The 17,641-nt window shown below is 65.2% G+C and carries 17 protein-coding genes; 11 read left to right on the forward strand and 6 right to left on the reverse strand.

The window, feature by feature from the left end; translation table 11 throughout:
• Positions 1 to 52 precede the first annotated feature (52 nt).
• The 6 genes from B5D62_RS30545 to B5D62_RS30570 form a co-directional block, all read right to left on the reverse strand.
• Positions 53 to 1,087, reverse strand: coding sequence for an OmpA family protein (locus B5D62_RS30545; RefSeq protein WP_085937879.1), 1,035 nt, complete (start codon positions 1,085 to 1,087; stop codon positions 53 to 55).
• A 318-nt stretch (positions 1,088 to 1,405) separates the two neighbouring features.
• A complete protein-coding gene (locus B5D62_RS30550; RefSeq protein ID WP_085937880.1) occupies positions 1,406 to 2,341 on the reverse strand; it encodes a lytic transglycosylase domain-containing protein in 936 nt (311 codons plus the stop codon).
• Positions 2,342 to 2,480: 139 nt separating this feature from the next.
• Complete coding sequence (locus tag B5D62_RS30555) at positions 2,481 to 3,119, reverse strand: alanyl-tRNA editing protein (RefSeq protein ID WP_085937976.1); 639 nt, start codon at positions 3,117 to 3,119, stop codon at positions 2,481 to 2,483.
• A gap of 95 nt (positions 3,120 to 3,214) precedes the next feature.
• On the reverse strand, positions 3,215 to 3,874 hold the full coding sequence (locus B5D62_RS30560; protein WP_085937881.1) for a BON domain-containing protein: 660 nt from the start codon (positions 3,872 to 3,874) through the stop codon (positions 3,215 to 3,217).
• An 86-nt stretch (positions 3,875 to 3,960) separates the two neighbouring features.
• Positions 3,961 to 4,767 (reverse strand): cytochrome c, encoded by an 807-nt coding sequence (locus B5D62_RS30565; protein WP_139374184.1) that lies wholly within the window; start codon positions 4,765 to 4,767, stop codon positions 3,961 to 3,963.
• Positions 4,768 to 4,811: 44 nt separating this feature from the next.
• On the reverse strand, positions 4,812 to 5,930 hold the full coding sequence (locus B5D62_RS30570) for a mandelate racemase/muconate lactonizing enzyme family protein (RefSeq protein ID WP_085937883.1): 1,119 nt from the start codon (positions 5,928 to 5,930) through the stop codon (positions 4,812 to 4,814).
• Positions 5,931 to 6,088: 158 nt separating this feature from the next.
• Here B5D62_RS30570 and B5D62_RS30575 point away from each other — a divergent pair, with 158 nt between their 5' ends.
• The 11 genes from B5D62_RS30575 (at position 6,089) to B5D62_RS30625 (ending at position 17,639) form a co-directional block, all read left to right on the forward strand.
• Positions 6,089 to 6,484, forward strand: a complete 396-nt coding sequence (locus B5D62_RS30575; protein ID WP_085937884.1) for a hypothetical protein — start codon at positions 6,089 to 6,091, stop codon at positions 6,482 to 6,484.
• Between the two features lie 42 nt (positions 6,485 to 6,526).
• A complete protein-coding gene (gene cimA, locus B5D62_RS30580; protein WP_085937885.1) occupies positions 6,527 to 8,146 on the forward strand; it encodes a citramalate synthase in 1,620 nt (539 codons plus the stop codon).
• Between the two features lie 115 nt (positions 8,147 to 8,261).
• The gene (locus tag B5D62_RS30585; RefSeq protein ID WP_085937886.1) at positions 8,262 to 9,383 is read left to right on the forward strand and encodes an HlyD family secretion protein; all 1,122 of its coding nucleotides are present in this window, start codon (positions 8,262 to 8,264) and stop codon (positions 9,381 to 9,383) included.
• 7 nt (positions 9,384 to 9,390) lie between these two features.
• A complete protein-coding gene (locus B5D62_RS30590) occupies positions 9,391 to 10,983 on the forward strand; it encodes a DHA2 family efflux MFS transporter permease subunit (RefSeq protein WP_085937887.1) in 1,593 nt (530 codons plus the stop codon).
• A gap of 43 nt (positions 10,984 to 11,026) precedes the next feature.
• Positions 11,027 to 11,791 carry an RNA methyltransferase gene (locus B5D62_RS30595; RefSeq protein WP_085937888.1) on the forward strand — a complete coding sequence of 255 codons (765 nt, stop codon included), beginning with the start codon at positions 11,027 to 11,029 and terminating at the stop codon, positions 11,789 to 11,791.
• A gap of 2 nt (positions 11,792 to 11,793) precedes the next feature.
• The gene (locus tag B5D62_RS30600; protein WP_085937889.1) at positions 11,794 to 12,216 is read left to right on the forward strand and encodes an OsmC family protein; all 423 of its coding nucleotides are present in this window, start codon (positions 11,794 to 11,796) and stop codon (positions 12,214 to 12,216) included.
• 331 nt (positions 12,217 to 12,547) lie between these two features.
• A complete protein-coding gene (gene rpsD / locus B5D62_RS30605; protein ID WP_085937890.1) occupies positions 12,548 to 13,162 on the forward strand; it encodes a 30S ribosomal protein S4 in 615 nt (204 codons plus the stop codon).
• 91 nt (positions 13,163 to 13,253) lie between these two features.
• Positions 13,254 to 14,435 carry an amidase gene (locus B5D62_RS30610; RefSeq protein ID WP_085937891.1) on the forward strand — a complete coding sequence of 394 codons (1,182 nt, stop codon included), beginning with the start codon at positions 13,254 to 13,256 and terminating at the stop codon, positions 14,433 to 14,435.
• 23 nt (positions 14,436 to 14,458) lie between these two features.
• On the forward strand, positions 14,459 to 14,869 hold the full coding sequence (locus B5D62_RS30615) for an AtzH-like domain-containing protein (RefSeq protein WP_218191389.1): 411 nt from the start codon (positions 14,459 to 14,461) through the stop codon (positions 14,867 to 14,869).
• 23 nt (positions 14,870 to 14,892) lie between these two features.
• Positions 14,893 to 15,948: an amidohydrolase family protein gene (locus B5D62_RS30620; protein WP_085937892.1), complete on the forward strand. Its 1,056-nt coding sequence runs from the start codon at positions 14,893 to 14,895 to the stop codon at positions 15,946 to 15,948.
• Between the two features lie 122 nt (positions 15,949 to 16,070).
• Positions 16,071 to 17,639 (forward strand): ABC transporter substrate-binding protein, encoded by a 1,569-nt coding sequence (locus B5D62_RS30625; RefSeq protein ID WP_085937893.1) that lies wholly within the window; start codon positions 16,071 to 16,073, stop codon positions 17,637 to 17,639.
• The last annotated feature ends 2 nt before the right edge of the window (positions 17,640 to 17,641 follow it).

The raw sequence follows: 17,641 nt of genomic DNA on the forward strand, positions 1-17,641 counted from the left end.
ACAAAAAAGGCGGCCCGGGAGGGCCGCCTTCTTCGTTTCGATCAGGTCGAGATTACTGGATCTCGATCACGACGCGGCGGTTCTGCGGCTCGCGGACACCGTCGGCGGTCGGGACCAGGAGGCCCTGCTCGCCCTTGCCGACGACCGAGATCGCCGTGGCCGGCACGCCGTTGCGCACCAGAGCGTCCTTGACCGCATTCGCACGACGCAGCGACAGCGCCATGTTGTAGCTCTCCGGGCCCGACGTGTCGGTGTGGCCGGTCGCCGTGATGCGGGCATTGCCCTTGGTCTTGTAGACGTCAGCCGCCTGCTTGATCGTGCTCAGAGCCTGCGCCGAGAGATTGGCGCGATCCCAATCGAAGAACACCATGAAGGACGGGGCCGTGACCGACGGCGCCGCCGGTGGCGGGGCGGCGACGGCGGGCGAACCGAACTTGTACTGCAGGCTCGCCATGACGCTGAAGTTGTTGTTGGGGTAACTGCCGCTCAGGGTGGCGGGGAAGCCCGCGACATTGCCCGAGAAGCTGTAGTTCGGGTTGGTGGTGCCGAAGTAGCGGCCATCCAGGTTCAGGCGAAGCTGTTCGTTGATGTTCCAGCCCACACCGATGATGCCCTGATAGGCGAATGCCGTGCTGCTGCTGGAGAGGCCGGAGAGCGAGAAGTTGGTGAAGGCGATGCCGGCGCCGGCACCGATATAGGGTGTGATCGTCTGGCCGGCCATGAAGTCGTAGAGGACGTTGGCCATGATCGAGGTCTGGTTGAAATCGGCGCCGAGGGTTCCCGGAATGCCGTTCTCCGTGATCGTGGACTTGTTGTCGCGATACAGCGCCTCGATCTCGACGCGCGGCCCGACGAAGTCATAGCCGATCATGCCGCCGGCGGCCCAGCCAGTCGCGGGCGCAGAGTTGGTCGTGCCGCTACCCGAGAAGACCCCGGGGATGGAAAGCGTCGTCGTGAAGGAGTTGTTGAGCATCCAATTCAGGCCGCCTTCGGCACCGATATAGAAGCCCTGAGATTGCAGCGACTGCGCTTGCGCCGCGACCGGTAACGCCGCCACCACCGCAGCGGACATCAAAAAGCGCTTCATAATTATCTCCCGTACATATACAACGCCGGGCCGTCGCCCGTGCACACACTATGAACCATCGATTGGAGAAATTGTATACGGTTCATAAACTTATAAGTGTATCTGCCCGCGAGCGTGACTTCACTGCAACAGCCTACCGGCGTATTGCGAAGCAAAAATTAAACGACAGGCATTCGAATCGAGGAGCGAGCAACTGGTGGCATTCGCTGTCGGCTGTCGTCGAGATTGCCCGCCCGCTTTTCGCCGGTTCGAGCCGAGACGACACGCACCCTCTCTTTGCGGCTTCGCTGCGCACGGAGGGGCGGTCGCAGTAACCTCCTAGTCGCGCGGATTTCGCAGGACGACGCAGGCACCACCGGCCGCCTGCAGCTTGGTGCATAGCGCGTCCGCGGCCGCACGGCTGTTTTCAGACACCCGGACCGCGAATGTCGGAAGGTCGTGTCGGCGCGCCTGCAGAACAAGCGGCAGCCGGTCGCCGAGAATGGCGTCGTATTTCCGTCGCAGCCGCTCGTAAGTGGCGAGGACGGCTCCTTCCGACCAGTTGCCGGCAAGTTGGACGCCCCAGGGGCCCCAGGCCGGGCTGGACGTCAGGGCGAGACGGTGCTGTGCGTTCTCGAGCATCAGCTTGGCGAGTTCAGTGCAGCGCGCGCCCATCGGCGCGTTCGAGCTCTCCACCTGCGGTGGCGGCTGCAAGGTCCAGGCTTCCGCAGTGTGGCCTGTGACGATGCGGACGTAGGCCTGGGTCTCGCCCGGCAGCAGCCGGCGGCCGGCGAGCCAGGCTTCGACCTGGCCCGGGCCGGCATTGTAGGCGGCCGCAGCCAGACCGAGATTGCCGCGGAACGTCGTGCGCAGCTCGCGCAGGTAACTCGCCGACTCGCGCAGCGCCTGCAGCGGCTCGAAGGCATTGGTGAGCCCGCGCATCGCGGCGGTTTGAGGCATGAACTGCGCGATGCCTTGTGCGCCGGCAGGGCTGATCGCGCCTGAGTCGAAGCGACTCTCCTGCCAGATGAGCCGGGTGAAGAACTCCTCGGGAAGATCGTTGTCGGCCGCCGCCTGTGCGAGCGCACTGCAGATCTTGTCGACCGAGGGCCGTGAGTCTTTCGGCTCCGGTGTGGTGGCGGCGGCCTTGGTGTTTGCGTCGTGACCTACGCCGGTGGCGCCGGGCGGTTCAGCGTGAACCACTGCCGGCTGCAACAGGACAGTCGCCAGGGCCAGGCCGGTCGCAACGACCAGAAGCGTCAATGCCGGTCGCATTGGATGAGATCCCGGGAAGATGTCACGTCGAGCTTCCTTGAAGGGAGCACCGCCAGGAGAAGGCACCGCAGCGTGACGACAGTATGGCCAAGCGTGCCCGGGGCCAATAGCGCTGCTTGCCGGCGAAGGATCTCAGGCGTCAGAAAGCGGAGATTTCCAATCTTTCGCGGCCCTTGCCGGGATTGCGCCGCTTGACCCTGACCATACCGACCTCGCCGGTCGATCGGGGATGGGTTCCGCCGCAGGCCATCTCGGCAAATCCATCCACGCGCCAGTAGCGACGTTGGTTCGGCTCGTCGCTGAATCCGGCGACGATGGGCCGATCCGCCTGAACGAGGACGTTGGCCTGCTGCTCGAGCTCGGAATCGATTCCGGACAGGGATTGGTCGCACGCGAAATCGATGCGGGCCTTCTCGGCCGAGACATGGGCGCCGATGCGGACGATACCAGGCATCCGTCGGTAGACCAGCTGGAGAACCATCTCGGCGGCGAAGTGATGACGCATCAGGCCGTAGCGGCGCGGCCAGTCGATCAGCACATCGACCGAGTCTCCTTGCGAGAGCCGGTGTTCCTGCGCCAGGCGATAGACGATATCGAGGCCATCCTTGCGCGCTTCCGCGACCGGAATGCCGCCGATGGTCCCGGCATCGCTTTCCTGGCCGCCAGAGAAGGCGAAGAAGATCGTGGACTCCAGTCGTACCTCGTCGCCGCGCACAGCCGATACGGTGGTGCCAAGGCTCGTGCGATAGGGATCTTCCCAGAACAGCTTGCGGGTCATCGAATGGCCAGTCGGAACGCGTTTGCCGCCGCTATTGGCGACGCGCACGCTAGCGGAGCGACGAGGTCATGTCTCCTGCCGATCGGCAGATCCGATCAGCTGCGCGCCGGTACAATGATTCCCGAGACGTGCATGTGCGAGACCACGCTCTTCACGCCGGGAACGGCCTCCGCCGCCTTGCGGTAGGCGAGGTGCTCTTCCTCCGAGGAGATCACGCCCCACAGGTGCACGTCGCCTCGGTCCACCGCGACATCGAAATTCATCGCGTTGGACCAGCTGCGGCCGCGCAAGGCGTGAAACACTGTCGCGCGCAGATCCTTGTCTTCGGCAACAAGCGGCCGGGTTTCGGTCGCGCCACCTTGGATTGCGATTGCGCGCATGAGGTCCATGCGACTCAGCATGCCGACGATGGCCTTGCCGCGTCGGACGGGGACGCGCTTGATGTTCTTGGCGGTCATCAACGCGACAATGTCCTTGAGCGGCGTGTCCTCCTCGACGCTGATGACATCCCGGGTCATCACCTCCGTGACGCGTCGGCTGCGCAGTACGCCGCCGGCACTGCCGTTCGGGGCGGGCTCCAGCGCAGCGAACGGCATCAGATCGGCCTCCGTGACGATGCCCAGCATCAGGCCGTCGCCATCCAGTACCGGCAGGGCGCTGACGCCCAGCCTGACCATCAGGGCAGCGGTATCCAGGATCGTCGCGTCGGATTTCACGGACATAACGCCAACCGACATCACATCCTTGGCAAGCATCGTCTTCTCCCGTCCTCGGTTCCGGCCGAACTTCGACTGACCAGTGTCGCCGATCCTTGACCTGCATCAAGCGGCAGTTGCAGAGGTCATTTCCTTTCACGTGCCTTGTAGGCGAGCCAGGCCACGATGGCGTCGATGTCGTCGTCGGGCAGGGTGTCGGGGCCGAAGGCGGGCATCTTCTGCTCCGGCCAGGTGCGCACCGAGGCGGGATCGCGCAACAGCTTGCGAAGTGCCTCGGGCTTGAAGTAGTCGACCGGATTCATGGGCACTGCGAGGTCGGGTCCCTGGTCGGCTTCACCGGCGCCGCCGAAGCGATGGCAGGCCATGCAGACGACCACGAACCGGTCGAGGCCGCGCCGGATGGGATCGGCTGCCGGCACGCTGTCCGCGACGGCAAGGCCCGGCCAGCGCTTGAAAGGGCTGTCGGTGACGGTCAGCGCCACTAGCTGGTAGGCCCAGTATTCGCTGCTCACATCGGCCTTGCCGCCTATCTGCCAGACGATCGAGAAGGGGCCGGCGCTCTTTCCGTCCGCTTTGCCGGGCAAGGGCGGCCAGGGGCTGGCGGGATCGTCGATGGCCAGGTAGGCCCGTGCGTCGGAACCGGCACCCCCTTTGAGCAGGCGGGCCGGGATGCTGACCGAGAAGTTGTCGACCGCGCGCGCCTGTACGTAGTCGTCGTCGCCGATGGTCAATCCCTTGAGGAAATCGGCCATCGGAATCGCCCGATAGGTCATGCTGCGGTGATAGACCGGATCCTCCGCGATCGTGACTTGCCGCACGGCGGGATCGGCAAGGAGGACCTGCAGTGCAAACGTCTTCGATGCCTGTCGGTCCGCGAGCGTCAGAGTCTGTGCCTGCGCCGAACAGACGAAGCCTGCGGCGAGCGCGATCACCAGCAGGATCGCGGCAAGGCGACCGCGAGCATCAATCCCAGCGCTCACGCCCTCATCCTTTGCCCGCCGATGCGATGGGACTTCAGGATCTCGGGCTTGAAGGCGAGGCCATGGCCGGGTCGTTCGGGCGGCGTCATCGTGCCGTCTTTCGCCGGCAGGATCGGCTCGAGCCACAAGTCGTCGTTCCAATCCATGTATTCGAGGTAGCTGGCATTGGGGATCGAGGCCAGCAGATGCACCATCTGCTCGTGGAACAGGTGCGGGGCGAGGCGGATGCCCCATGGCTCGGCCGCGGCGGCGATCTTGCGCAACTCGGTGTAGCCGCCGCGCATCGGATCGGGCTGCAGGATCGGCACGCACGGCGTCTCGAAAAAGGGCCGGAGGTCTTGCCGCGTGAAATGGCTCTCCCCGCCCACGATGCGCGTCTTGAGCGCTGATGCGATGCGGCGGTAACCGGCGAAATCCTCGGCGATCACCGGCTCCTCCAGCCAGTAGGGATCGAACTCGTCGAGGCGATGGCCGGCCTGGATCGCGGTGTCGGCGTCCCAGCCCATGTTGACGTCGATCATGATCTCGATGCCGTCGTCCATCGCCTCGCGCATCGCCTGGACGTTCTTCACGTCCTCGCGCCACGGCCTGATGTGCGCGACCTGCATCTTGATCGCCTTCAGCCCCATCGCCGTGAATTCCTTGGCGCGGGCGATCATGCCGTCGCGGCCAAGGCCGCGGAAGCAGCCCGAGCCGTAGGCCGGCACGCTGCTGCGCGACGCGCCCCACAGCCGGAACAGCGGCAGGCCGGCATGCTTGCCCAGCAGATCCCATAGCGCCATGTCGACGGCGCTCTGGGCGAAGACCGTGACGCCCATGCGGCCAAGCCAGAAGTTGGACTTGTAGAGCTGGGTCCAGATCGCCTCGATCTCGGTTGCATCACGGCCGAGGACGTGCGGGGCAACCAGTTCCTTCATCGCGGCATCGATGGTGTGCAATCCGCCGCGCAGCGGCTGAAGGTAGCTCATGCCGACGAAACCGTCCCCGGTCTCGATCTCCAGCACATAGATCTCGCGGAACGGATCGGAGAGGATACCCGCCGCCGGCGGCTTTCCGTGCCACGGTACCTGCAGCAGGGTCGATCGCAGCTCGACGATGGTGGTGCCGCTGGTCATGGACAGTTTCCTCCGTCTCGTTCGATGGAGGTCGCACTATGAGCGGCCGGCCACGCGGGACGCAACCGACCGCCGGACCTGTCATTCTGCGATTCTCCCGTGACCATGATCGCTGTAGGGTCGCGCCCGTTTCGGGACGTGGGAATGGAAAGGGGAGCATGAGAACGACGATCCAAGCCTTGCTGTCGGCCGGTGCGACCGCGGTCCTGTTGGTGGCGGCGCCCGCTTTTGCCCAGGGCATGCCATCGGGCAGCTACAGCTCCTGGTCCGAGGCGCAGAAGCAGCAGGCCGCCACCTTCCTGGGCGAGCACTGCCAGCAAGCGGCCCAATGCGGTGGCTACATTGCCACTGCCCAGGCGGGGACGACCCGAGCCTCGTACGAAGCCGCTTCCTGCATCGCGGCGTGCTTCGTCAGCAATCTGCCGACCGACTATCCCGACCTGGAGGAGATCCGGCAGGTGGCGCTCACCAATGCCGAGCAGGCGAAGAAGCTCGGTTCCTCCTACCAACCGCGCTTCGAGCCGGCGGGCAAGCCTGACGCCGCGCCGAAGTGACGGCCTATCTTTATCGATGGCGGACACTATGATGCGGCCGCCATGACGAGCTCGAACCGCCTCTATCTCTTCGACACCACCCTGCGCGACGGCGCCCAGACCCAGGGCGTGGATTTCACCGTGGCGGACAAGGTGGCGATTGCCCGCGAACTCGATCGTCTCGGCATCGACTATATCGAGGGCGGCTGGCCGGGCGCCAATCCGACCGACGATCGCTTCTTCGCCGATCCTCCGGAATTCCAGAACGCCAAGTTCGTCGCCTTCGGCATGACCCGTCGCGCCGGCCGCTCGGCCGCCAACGATCCGGGACTGAATGCCATCCTGCAGACCAAGGCGCGCAATGTCTGCATGGTCGGCAAGACCTGGGACTTCCATGTCGACGTCGCGCTCGAACTCGACCGCACCGAATATCTCGAGATGATCGCCGACTCCATCGCCCACGCGAAGGGCCGCATGGACGAAGTGATGTTCGACGCCGAGCATTTCTTCGACGGCTACAAGGCCAATCCGGACTATGCGCTTGCCTGCCTGCACGCCGCCGAAAAGGCCGGCGCGCGCTGGCTGGTGCTGTGCGACACCAACGGCGGGACGATGCCGCACGAGATCGAGCGCATCGTCGGCGAGGTATGCGCCAGGATCCCCGGCGAGAAGATCGGCATCCACACCCACAACGACACCGAGAACGCCGTGGCCAACACGCTGGCCGCCGTGCGCGCCGGCGCGCGCCAGGTCCAGGGCACCATCAATGGGCTGGGCGAGCGCTGCGGCAATGCCAACATGATCTCGCTGATCGCCAACCTAGTGATCAAGATGGGCTACGAGACCGGATTGAAAGACGGCGCGCTGCAGCGCCTGACGCATCTGTCGCGCCTGCTCGACGACCGCCTGAACGTGCCGACCAACCGCAGCGCGGCTTACGTCGGAACGCGCGCCTTCGCCCACAAAGGCGGGCTGCATGTCTCGGCGGTGGAGAAGGATCCCAAGACCTACGAGCACGTCGACCCCGAGATGGTCGGCAACCAGCGCATCATCGTCGTCAGCGACCAGGCCGGCCGCTCCAACATCATGGCGCGATTCCGCCAGATCGGGCTGGAGGTCGACCCCAAAGATCCCGCCGTCGCCCGCCTGCTGGAGATCGTCAAGGAGCGCGAGGCCGAGGGCTATGCCTATGATGGTGCCGACGCGAGCTTCGAGCTGCTGGCGCGGCACGAGCTGCACACCGTGCCGGACTACTTCGCCCTGCAGAGCTTCCGCGTGCTGGTGGAGCGGCGCGTGAATGCGCGGGGCCAGCTTATCGCCATGTCGGAGGCGACGGTGAAACTCGACGTGGCGGGTCACCGGGCGATGGAAGTGGGCGAGGGCAACGGTCCCGTCAACGCGCTCGATGCTGCGCTGCGAAAGGCCTTGGTGCCGGTCTATCCCGAGCTGGCCGATATGCGCCTGGTCGACTTCAAGGTGCGTATCCTCGATTCCGCTGGCGGCACGGCGGCGACGACGCGCGTCATGATCGAGAGCGGCGACGCCAAGGGCCGGCGCTGGTCGACCATCGGCGTCTCGCCCAACATCGTCGACGCCTCCTACAACGCGCTCTACGACGCCATCACCTACAAGCTGTTCCGCGACGGCGCGACACCGGCGACGGAGAGAGCCGCTTCGGCCTGAGCGGTGCGGCCCGGCGGGGTATAACCGGTACGGCCGACAATACCGACACTGTAAACTAGCAGCCATGACGCGCCTTTTGTTGACGCTGTCATAAGTCGGTAAGACGATACTAACAATGGATGGAGAACACATACCGGCGCAGGTGTCGTCACCGCCGCCGATCACGGTTGCACCGCCACATGTGCCGCGCGGGCCGCGGACGGGGCGGCGCCTTGCGGCGCGCGCCGTGATGTGGGCTCTTCCGTTCCTCGTCGCTGGCGGCGCGCTGTTCATCTGGCTGAGCACCGGGCGCTATGTCGGCACCGACAACGCCTATGTGAAGGGCGATCGGGCTTTCATCGCCACTGAGATCAGCGGCCCCATCGTCGAGGTGCCGGTGCGTGAGAACCAGCACGTTTCGCGTGGCCAGCTGCTCTACAAGCTGGACGACACCCCCTACCGTATCCAGCTCGCCAAGATCGACTCCGAGATCGAATCGGCCCGTGCCGACATCCGCGCCTTGCGCGCGCAATGGCGCAGCAAGCGCGAGGAAATCAAGGCGGCGCGCAGCCAAGAGGTGTTCGCGCAAGCCGACTACGATCGCCAGAAGGATCTGGCCGAACGCAAGTTCGCCTCGGTGGCCAAGTTCGATGAGGCGCGCATGTCGCTCGACGTGGCGCGCCAGCGCATCTCGACTGCGGAAGAGGATCTCACCCGCATCGAGGCGGGCCTCGCGGGCGATCCCAAGATCAAGGTCGATGACCATCCGAAGGTCAGGCAGCTCATCGCCGCTCGCGACGAGGCGTTGCTCAACCTGCGTCGCACCATGATCGTAGCGCCGATGGATGGCATCGTGCAGAAGGTGCTGGTGCCGGGCAGCTTCGCGATCATGGGCGTACCCTCGATCGCCGTGATCGCCGACACCGACCTGTGGATCGAGGCCAATTTCAAGGAGACCGAGCTGACGCGCGTGCGCGTCGGCCAGCCGGTCTCGATCCAGGTGGACACTTATCCCGACATGCAATGCAGCGGGAAGGTGACGTCGATGTCCCAGGCGACCGGCGCGGAATTCGCCGTGCTGCCGCCGCAGAATGCGACCGGCAACTGGGTCAAGGTGGTGCAGCGCATCCCGATCCGCACCTCGGTCACCTGCCGCGAGGGCGATCCGCCGCTGCGGGTCGGCATGAGCACCACCATCGAGATCGATACCGGTCACGAGCGTTCGTTCAGGGATATTCTGAAGGCCTTTGGCCTGTGAGGGCGTGATGGACGCCGACGCGCTGCGCCGCCGCCGCTGGCTGACCGTCGTGGTGATGATGGCCACGATCATGCAGGCGCTCGACGGCACCATCGCCAACGTGGCGTTGCCCAACATGCAAGGCTCGCTGTCGGCAACCCAGGAGCAGGTCGCCTGGGTGATCACCTCCTATATCGTGTCGGCCGCGATCGCGACGCCGCTGGCCGGTTTCTGCGCCGTGCGGTTCGGCGTGCGGCGCATCCTGGTGAGTTCGGTGATCGGCTTCACCATCGCCTCCATGCTGTGTGGCGCCGCCCAGACGCTTGAGCAGCTGGTGCTGTTTCGGGCTCTGCAGGGCGTCTGCGGCGCCTCCCTGGTGCCGCTCAGCCAGACACTGATGATGGAGGCCTATCGCCGCGAGGAGCAGGGCAAGGCGATGGCGATGTGGGGCGTCGGCACCATGCTCGGCCCCATCACCGGCCCGACGCTGGGCGGCTGGCTGACCGATGAATATTCCTGGCGATGGGTGTTCTACATCAACCTGCCGGTAGGCATTCTGTGCACTGTCGGGCTGATGATCCTGGTCAAGAACAAGGCCGCCGATTCGCGCCGGCCGTTCGACCTGCTGGGTTTCACGCTGTTGTCGATCGCCATCGGTACGTTCCAGCTCATGCTCGATCGCGGCGAGCAGATCGACTGGTTCGGTGCGCGCGAGATCGTGATCGAGGCGGTGGTGGCGGGTGTCGCCGCCTGCATGTTCGTGATCCACATGCTGTCGGACGACCATCCGTTCCTGCCGCGCGACCTGTTCCGCGACCGCAACCTGATGCTGGGCATCATCTTCACGGCCATCACCGGCCTGCTGATGATCGTGACCGCGACGCTGCTGCCGCCGTTCCTGCAGCAGCTCAAGGGCTATCCGGTGTTCACGACCGGCGTGGTGATGGCGCCGCGCGGCGTCGGCACCATGCTCACCATGTTCCTCGTGTCGCGCCTGATCGGCCGCATGGACGCGCGCTGGCTGATCGCCATTGGCCTGAGCCTGTGCGGCATCTCGCTCTACGACATGACCCAGTTCACCCTCGACGTCGATGAAGGCCGCGTGGTCTGGAACGGGTTCCTGCAGGGGCTGGGACTCGGCCTGATCTTTCCGCCGCTCACCACCCTTGCCTTCGCCACCATTCCCGCGCGCATCCGCACGGAAGGCGCGGCGATCAATGCGCTGATGCGCAATCTCGGCGCTTCGGTCGGTGTCGCCGTGCTGGAGGCGACGCTCAGCCGCAACATCCAGATCAGCCGGTCCGAGATGGCCGAGCATCTGACGGCCTTCAACCCGTTCTGGCGGTTGGGCACCACGCCGATGGAGCACGGCATTCCGGTCGATCGCTCCCGGCTGCTCGACTACATGATGCCGTTCGGCGGCTCATGGCCGTTCGGCCTGGTGCCGACCGACGATCCGTCCAAGCTGGTCGCCATGTGGTCCGAGGAACTCACCCGCCAGGCGGCGACCATCGCCTATCTCAACGATTTCCGCATCCTGGGGGCGGCGACGGTGATCTTCATCCCGCTGCTGTTCTTCATGCGCCGGCAGGCCATGCTGGCCGTGCCGACGCGTCGCTGACATCGGCTCCCCAGCGCGGGGTTTATCTCCTATAAGGCCGGCCATGGGACGAGCGTCGAAGGGACGGCCGGCCGCTGCGCCGGGGCCGGTCATCATCATGGTGCGGCCGCAGCTGGGCGAGAATATCGGCATGGCGGCGCGGGCCATGCTCAATTGCGGGCTGTCGACGCTGCGCCTGGTCGCACCGCGCGACGGTTGGCCCAACGAGCGCGCCCAGCGTGCCGCCTCGGGGGCCGACGTCGTCCTGGACAACGCCGAAGTGTTCGACACGGTCGGCGAGGCGGTCGCCGATCTAGAGCACGTGGTGGCCACGACTGCCCGTAACCGCGAACTGGTGCAGCGCATCGTCACGGCGCGCGCCGCTGCCTCGGAAATGCGGGGCTGGATCGGGCAGGGGCTCAATGTCGGCGTCCTGTTCGGGCCGGAGCGGACCGGCCTCGAGAACGACGACATGGTGCATGCCGATACGGCGCTCTCGATTCCCCTCAATCCGCAATTCTCGTCGCTCAATGTGGCCCAGGCCGTATTGCTGGTGTCCTATGAATGGGCGACGGCCGGCGATGCGACGCCGCCGGCGCGCATGGCCGATCACGCGGCGCGGCCGGCCACGAAGGAAGAGCTGCAGAACCTCTTCGATCACCTCGAACGCGCGCTCGATCAGTCGGGATTCCTGCGCCACAAGGACATGCGTCCCGCCATGGTGCTCAATCTGCGCGCCCTGCTGCAGCGCGCCGAGATGACCGAGCAGGAGGCTAGGACCTTCCACGGCGTCATCAAGTTCCTGTCCAAGCACAAGCACGAGGAGTGACCATGTCCACCACCGCCAAGATCTCCTGGGTCGACGGCGCCCTGTTCGTCGCCGAGGGCGGCAGCGGGCACACCATCACCATGGACGGCGCGCCGGACATCGGCGGCCGCAACCTGGCCTCGCGGCCGATGGAGGTGGTGCTGATGGGAATGGGCGGCTGCACCGCCATCGACGTGGTGTCGATGCTGAAGAAGCAGCGCCAGGACATCGAGGGCGTCGAGGTCTCGCTCGTCGCCGAGCGTGCCGAAGACCATCCCAAGGTCTTCACCTCGGTCAAGCTGGTCTACACGGTGCGTGGCCGCAAGCTGAACAAGGCTCTCGTCGAACGTGCAGTGAGCCTGTCCGACGAGAAATATTGCTCCGCCACCGCGATGATCAAGAAGTCGGCCAACGTGACCCATGAGGTCGTATTGGTGGAGGTGTGACCCACAGTCCTTTCTTCCCGGACCACAGGCGTCCAGCCCCCCGTCCTCTCCGCAATGAGTGCCGTATGAGCGGCCTGGAAACCCGCCAACCTGGACGATTCTGCTTCGTTGCCAGGCTAAACCATTGAATTCGATCGATAAACCTGCGCTTGACTGCACTAGTTTCGCCGGTATCTTCGCGCCCTTCTTCCGGAGAACGTGGTTGCAGGCCAATTCGGGCCTTCATCCCGCCCCGAACAGCCCGCCGGTGACGGCGGCGATTCGGACCAAGGCCTATCCGGACAACACGCGCGGACGCCAAATCGGCGCCGCACAATGATGGAGCAGTCGCGTGAGCAAGCGCGAGAATGCAAAGTTCAAGATCGACCGCCGCCTCAGGGTCAACCTGTGGGGCCGAGCCAAGAGCCCGATCAACAAGCGCGAATACGGCCCCGGCCAGCACGGCCAGGGTCGCCAGAAGCCGACCGACTATCGCCTGCAGTTGATGGCGAAGCAGCGGCTCAAGGGCTACTACGGCTCGGTCTCGGAGCGTCAGCTTCGCCGCTATTACCTCGAGGCCGTGCGTCGCAAGGGCGATACCGGTGAGAACCTGGTCGAGCTGCTGGAGCGCCGGCTGGATGCGGTCGTCTACCGCATGAAGTTCGCCATCACCCCGTTCGCGTCGCGCCAGTTGGTGAGCCACGGCCACGTCAAGGTGAACGGCAGGCGCGTCAACATCGCGTCCTACCTCGTGAAGGACAACGACGAGATCGAACTCACGCCGAAGGCCAAGGAGATGGCCCGCGTGCTCGAGTCCATCCAGAGCCCCGAGCGCGATGTGCCGGAATACATGAATGTCGACCATACCGCGATGAAGGGCACCTTCGTGCGGGGCCCGAAGCTGGCCGATGTGCCCTATCCGGTGCAAATGGAACCGTCGCTGGTGGTCGAGTACTACAGCCGCTGATCGGGCTTCCTACCCGCATCTCGAAAGCGAAAGCCCGCCCTTGTGGCGGGCTTTTTGCGTTGGGGGCATCCTCGTGACGAGAAGAGGGATCATGACGGAAGATATCGGCGCATTCGTTCCCGGGCCGCGCGTGCGGATCGAGGGTCAGCCTGGCGGACCGCTGTCCGGCCTGACGTTCGCGGCCAAGGATCTGTTCGACGTGGCGGGGGTGCCCACGGGCGGCGGCAACCACGACTGGCCGACCGGCCGGCCGGTGCCGACGCGCCATTCCTGGGCAGTGCAGACGCTGCTCGATGCCGGTGCCACCCTGATCGGCAAGACCATCACCGACGAAGTCTCCCTGGGCATCTTGGGCGAGAACGCCTTCGACGGCACACCGGTGAATGTCCGTGCGCCCGGTCGCGTGCCGGGCGGATCATCGTCGGGATCGGCTGCCGCTGTGGCGGCCGGGATCTGCGACACCGCGCTCGGTACCGATACCGGGGGCTCAGTACGCGTGCCGTCGAGCTTCTGCGGCCTCTACGGCATCCGGCCGACGCATGGTCGGATCGACACCACAGGCATGCTGCCGCAGGCGCCGACCTCCGATACGACGGGCTGGTTCGCTCGCGACGCAGCGACCTTTGCCCGCGTCTCGTCGGTGATGCTGGGCGAGGCGATCCCGACCGCGCTGCCAAACAAGCTGATCGTTGCCGTCGATGCCTTCGGCTTCGCCGATCCCGATGTCGCCGAGGCGCTGAAGCCGATGGTCGAACGGCTGACGATGGTGATCGGCGGCGTACGGGAGGAGATCATGGCGCCGCAGGGCCTCTCAGTGTGGGCGCGAGCCCAGCGCACCTTGCAGCCGGTCGAGGCTTACAACACGTTCAAGGATTGGCTCGACACCGGCAATCCGCGCTTCGCCTTCTCGGTCGCCAAGGCGCTGGTCATGGGCTCGCTGACGCCGCCGGCCGAGCAGAGCTGGGCCGCCCTGATGCGGCAGGAGGCGCGTGGGCGCATGCGCTACCTGCTGCCCGCGGGCACGATCCTGTGTCTGCCGACGACGCCGTTCCCGGCGCCGCTTCGCGGCCAGCCGCTGTCGGTGCTCGATCCGCTGCGTGACCGTATCACCTGCCTGTGCGCACAGGGTGGCCTGGCCGGCCATCCGCAGGTCAACCTGCCGGGCGCGGCCGTTGGCGGGCTGCCGGTCGGGCTGTCGATCATCGGGGCGCGCGGCAGCGACGCGACGCTGGTCGCGGTGGCGCAGGCGATGGAACGGGCGGCCGGCGCATGAATGCGGCCGAGCCCACCCGACCAATGCCGGCGAGGGACCTGACGCCCAACATTCCCGAGGTCGTTGCCGAGATCGCCGGCCTGTTCGAGCGCTATGAGCAAGCACTGATCGACCGGAATGTCGAGGTGCTCGACAACACGTTCTGGAACAGCCCGCACACGATCCGCCTTGCCAACCACGAGCATGGCTACGGCTTCGACCGCATCCATGCCCACCGCGTCGCGCGGCCGCCCGGGCCGGGCCACAAGGAAAAGCGCCTGCGGCTCGATATCGTTACGCTGGGGCACGACTTCGCGACCGTCACGCTCGTCTACAAGGTGCGCGGCCGGGAGATGACCGGACGCCAGATGCAGACCTGGGTCCGCTTTCCCGATGTCGGTTGGAGAGTGGTCGCCGCGCATGTCTCGATGATCGCGGAGCAGCCCGTCCTTTAGGAACAACAACAACGGAGGAAGCGATGGCGGAGAAGCAGCAGGAAAGGCCGATGCCGAAGTTCGGCAATGTGCTCGATCCGGACCTCGACTGGGTGGCGAAGGTGAGGGAGCCGGCGCTGGAACCCGACCTGCCCATCGTCGATCCACACCATCACCTCTGGGACCGACCCAACAACCATTACCTGCTGCCGGATCTCCTGGCCGACTGCAACGAGGGCCACAACGTGGTCGGCACCGTCTTCGTCGAATGCGGCTCGATGTTCCGGGCGAGCGGGCCGGAGGAGATGAAGGCGGTCGGCGAGGTCGAGTTCGTGAACGGCGTTGCCGCCATGAGCGCAAGCGGCCAGTACGGCAAGACCCGCGCCTGCGACGGCATCGTCGGCCATGCCGAACTGCGCATCGGTGCCCGCGTGCGCGACGTCCTGGAGGCGCAGATGCGCGCCGGCGGCCGGCGCTTCTCCGGAATCCGCTTCTCGACCGGCTGGGACGCCGACCTGCGCGTGCGGCGCGCCCGCACCGATCCGGCCGAGAAGCTGATGTACGACAAGACCTGGCGCGAGGGCTTCGCCCAGATCGGCAAGCTCGGCCTCACCTACGATTGCTGGATGTACCATCCGCAAATCAAGGAGATGGCCGACCTTGCCTCCGCGTTCCCGGATACCGTGATGGTGCTGGACCATGTCGGAGGACCGCTGGGCTTCGGTCCGTACGAGGATCATCAGGAGACCTTCAGGACGTGGAAAGCGGCGATGGCCGAACTGGCCAAGCGGCCGAACATGAACATCAAGCTCGGTGGTCTCGGCATGCCGCTTGGACTCTACGACTTCTTCAAGCAGCCTTCGCCGCCGAGTTCCGAGACGCTGGCCAAGGCCTACAAGCCGTGGATCGAGACCTGCATCGAGCTGTTCGGCGCCGAGCGCTGCATGTTCGAGAGCAATTTCCCGGTCGACAAGATCACGTCGGGCTTCGGTGTACTGTGGAACGCCTTCAAGCGGCTGGCCGCCAATGCCTCGGCATCGGAAAAGAAGGCGCTCTTCTCCGGCACGGCGACGCGCGTCTACAAGCTGGCGCTGGCTTAGCAAAAACCGTGTCAAACGCGGAGCCGATGAAGGATATTTTTCGTCGGCTCAAACACTCCTCGCTAATCAGCGCGACAGCGACGTAAGCTCGATCTTCTACGCGTCGTCGAGGGGGATAGTTCATGCGTCGTTTCCTGATGTCAGTAGCGGCCGCGCTCGCGGTCACGGCGGGACCGGTCGCCGCCTCGGCCGAAACCGTCCTGAAGGTGGTGATGCAATCGGACGTGAAGGCGGTCGATCCGATCTGGAGCGGCGCCTATATCACGCGCGGCTTCGGTTACATGATCTACGACACGCTGTTTTCGATGGACGCGAAGTTCCAGGTCAAGCCGCAGATGGTCGACACCTGGAGCACCAGCGACGACGGGCTGACCTGGACCTTCAAGCTGCGTGACGGGCTCGAATGGCACGACGGCACGCCCGTGACGTCTGAAGACTGTATCGCCTCGCTCAAGCGCTGGTCGGCGCGCGATTCGATGGGACAGAAGCTCGCCGCCGTGCTGGCCGAATACAAGGCCGTCGACGACAAGACCTTCCAGATCGTGCTGAAGGAGCGCTTCGGCCCGCTGCTGAGTGCGATCGGCAAGCCCTCGGTTATTGTTCCCTTCATGATGCCGAAGAAGGTGGCCGAGACTGATCCGTTCAAGCAGATCGACAGCACGATCGGCTCGGGTCCCTTCATCCTCAAGCGGGATGAATGGAAGCCTGGAGAGAAGATGGTGTTCGTGAAGAACCCGAAATACAAGCCGCGCGCCGAATCGATCTCAGGCATGGCCGGCGGCAAGGTGGTCAATCTAGACCGCGTCGAATGGGTGTGGATTCCCGATCCCGAGACGCAGGTGAACGCGCTGGTGAAGGGCGAGATCGATGCCATCGAAAGTCTCGACTTCGATCACGCATCGGAACTCGAGAAGACCAAGGGTGTGAAGGTGCTGAAGAGCACCGTGGTGAATCAGTATGTGTTCCGGCTCAACTGGCTCCAGCCGCCCTTCAACAACGAGAAGATCCGCCAGGCTGTCGCCTTTGCGCTGAGCCAGCCCGAGTTTCTCGAAGCCAATGTCGGCGACAAGCGTTACTACCGGGTCTGCAAGGCAATGTTCACCTGCGATTCGCCCTATGCCACGACGGCGGGAATGGACGGGCTGATCGAAGGCAACGTCGCCAAGGCGAAGCAACTTCTGGCCCAGGCGGGCTACGACGGCACGCCTATTGTGGTTCCGCAGCCGACCGATCTGGGCGTCATCAAGCAGCTCGCGCCCGTCGCCAAGGCTCAGCTCGAACGTGCCGGCTTCAAGGTGGACATCCAGCCGACCGATTGGCAGACCATGATCGGTCGGCTGGCCAATAAGGGTCCGACGTCACAGGGCGGCTGGAACGCCTTCGGCACGAGCTGGCAGCAGATCGATATCCTCGATCCGCTGATGACACCCTACCTCGTGGCAACCTGCGACAAGGCCCGCCCAGGGTGGCCGTGCGACGCCGAGATCGAGAAGATCCGCGACAAGTTCATTCAGGCAACGACGGACGCCGAGCGCAAGGCCGCCGCAGAGGAGGCGCAGACGCGAGCGATGAAGGTCGTCACCCACATCCCGCTCGGCGAATGGAACTCGTTGAGCGCAGCGCGGGATAATGTCGTCTTCCCAGATCCGCTGCCGCCGATGTTCGTGTTCTGGGGCGTCAGCAAGAAGTAGGA

The sequence above is a fragment of the Enhydrobacter aerosaccus genome (assembly GCF_900167455.1).
Taxonomy (GTDB): Bacteria; Pseudomonadota; Alphaproteobacteria; order Reyranellales; family Reyranellaceae; genus Reyranella; species Reyranella aerosaccus.

What these genes read in the sequence shown, in the direction of transcription:
- B5D62_RS30545 (WP_085937879.1), bottom strand. Translation starts at nt 1,087, where the DNA reads ATGAAGCGCTTTTTGATGTCCGCTGCGGTGGTGGCGGCGTTACCGGTC.
- B5D62_RS30550 (WP_085937880.1), bottom strand. Translation starts at nt 2,341, where the DNA reads ATGCGACCGGCATTGACGCTTCTGGTCGTTGCGACCGGCCTGGCCCTG.
- B5D62_RS30555 (WP_085937976.1), bottom strand. Translation starts at nt 3,119, where the DNA reads ATGACCCGCAAGCTGTTCTGGGAAGATCCCTATCGCACGAGCCTTGGC.
- B5D62_RS30560 (WP_085937881.1), bottom strand. Translation starts at nt 3,874, where the DNA reads ATGCTTGCCAAGGATGTGATGTCGGTTGGCGTTATGTCCGTGAAATCC.
- B5D62_RS30570 (WP_085937883.1), bottom strand. Translation starts at nt 5,930, where the DNA reads ATGACCAGCGGCACCACCATCGTCGAGCTGCGATCGACCCTGCTGCAG.
- B5D62_RS30575 (WP_085937884.1), top strand. Translation starts at nt 6,089, where the DNA reads ATGAGAACGACGATCCAAGCCTTGCTGTCGGCCGGTGCGACCGCGGTC.
- cimA (WP_085937885.1), top strand. Translation starts at nt 6,527, where the DNA reads ATGACGAGCTCGAACCGCCTCTATCTCTTCGACACCACCCTGCGCGAC.
- B5D62_RS30585 (WP_085937886.1), top strand. Translation starts at nt 8,262, where the DNA reads ATGGATGGAGAACACATACCGGCGCAGGTGTCGTCACCGCCGCCGATC.
- B5D62_RS30590 (WP_085937887.1), top strand. Translation starts at nt 9,391, where the DNA reads ATGGACGCCGACGCGCTGCGCCGCCGCCGCTGGCTGACCGTCGTGGTG.
- B5D62_RS30595 (WP_085937888.1), top strand. Translation starts at nt 11,027, where the DNA reads ATGGGACGAGCGTCGAAGGGACGGCCGGCCGCTGCGCCGGGGCCGGTC.
- B5D62_RS30600 (WP_085937889.1), top strand. Translation starts at nt 11,794, where the DNA reads ATGTCCACCACCGCCAAGATCTCCTGGGTCGACGGCGCCCTGTTCGTC.
- B5D62_RS30610 (WP_085937891.1), top strand. Translation starts at nt 13,254, where the DNA reads ATGACGGAAGATATCGGCGCATTCGTTCCCGGGCCGCGCGTGCGGATC.
- B5D62_RS30615 (WP_218191389.1), top strand. Translation starts at nt 14,459, where the DNA reads ATGCCGGCGAGGGACCTGACGCCCAACATTCCCGAGGTCGTTGCCGAG.
- B5D62_RS30620 (WP_085937892.1), top strand. Translation starts at nt 14,893, where the DNA reads ATGGCGGAGAAGCAGCAGGAAAGGCCGATGCCGAAGTTCGGCAATGTG.
- B5D62_RS30625 (WP_085937893.1), top strand. Translation starts at nt 16,071, where the DNA reads ATGCGTCGTTTCCTGATGTCAGTAGCGGCCGCGCTCGCGGTCACGGCG.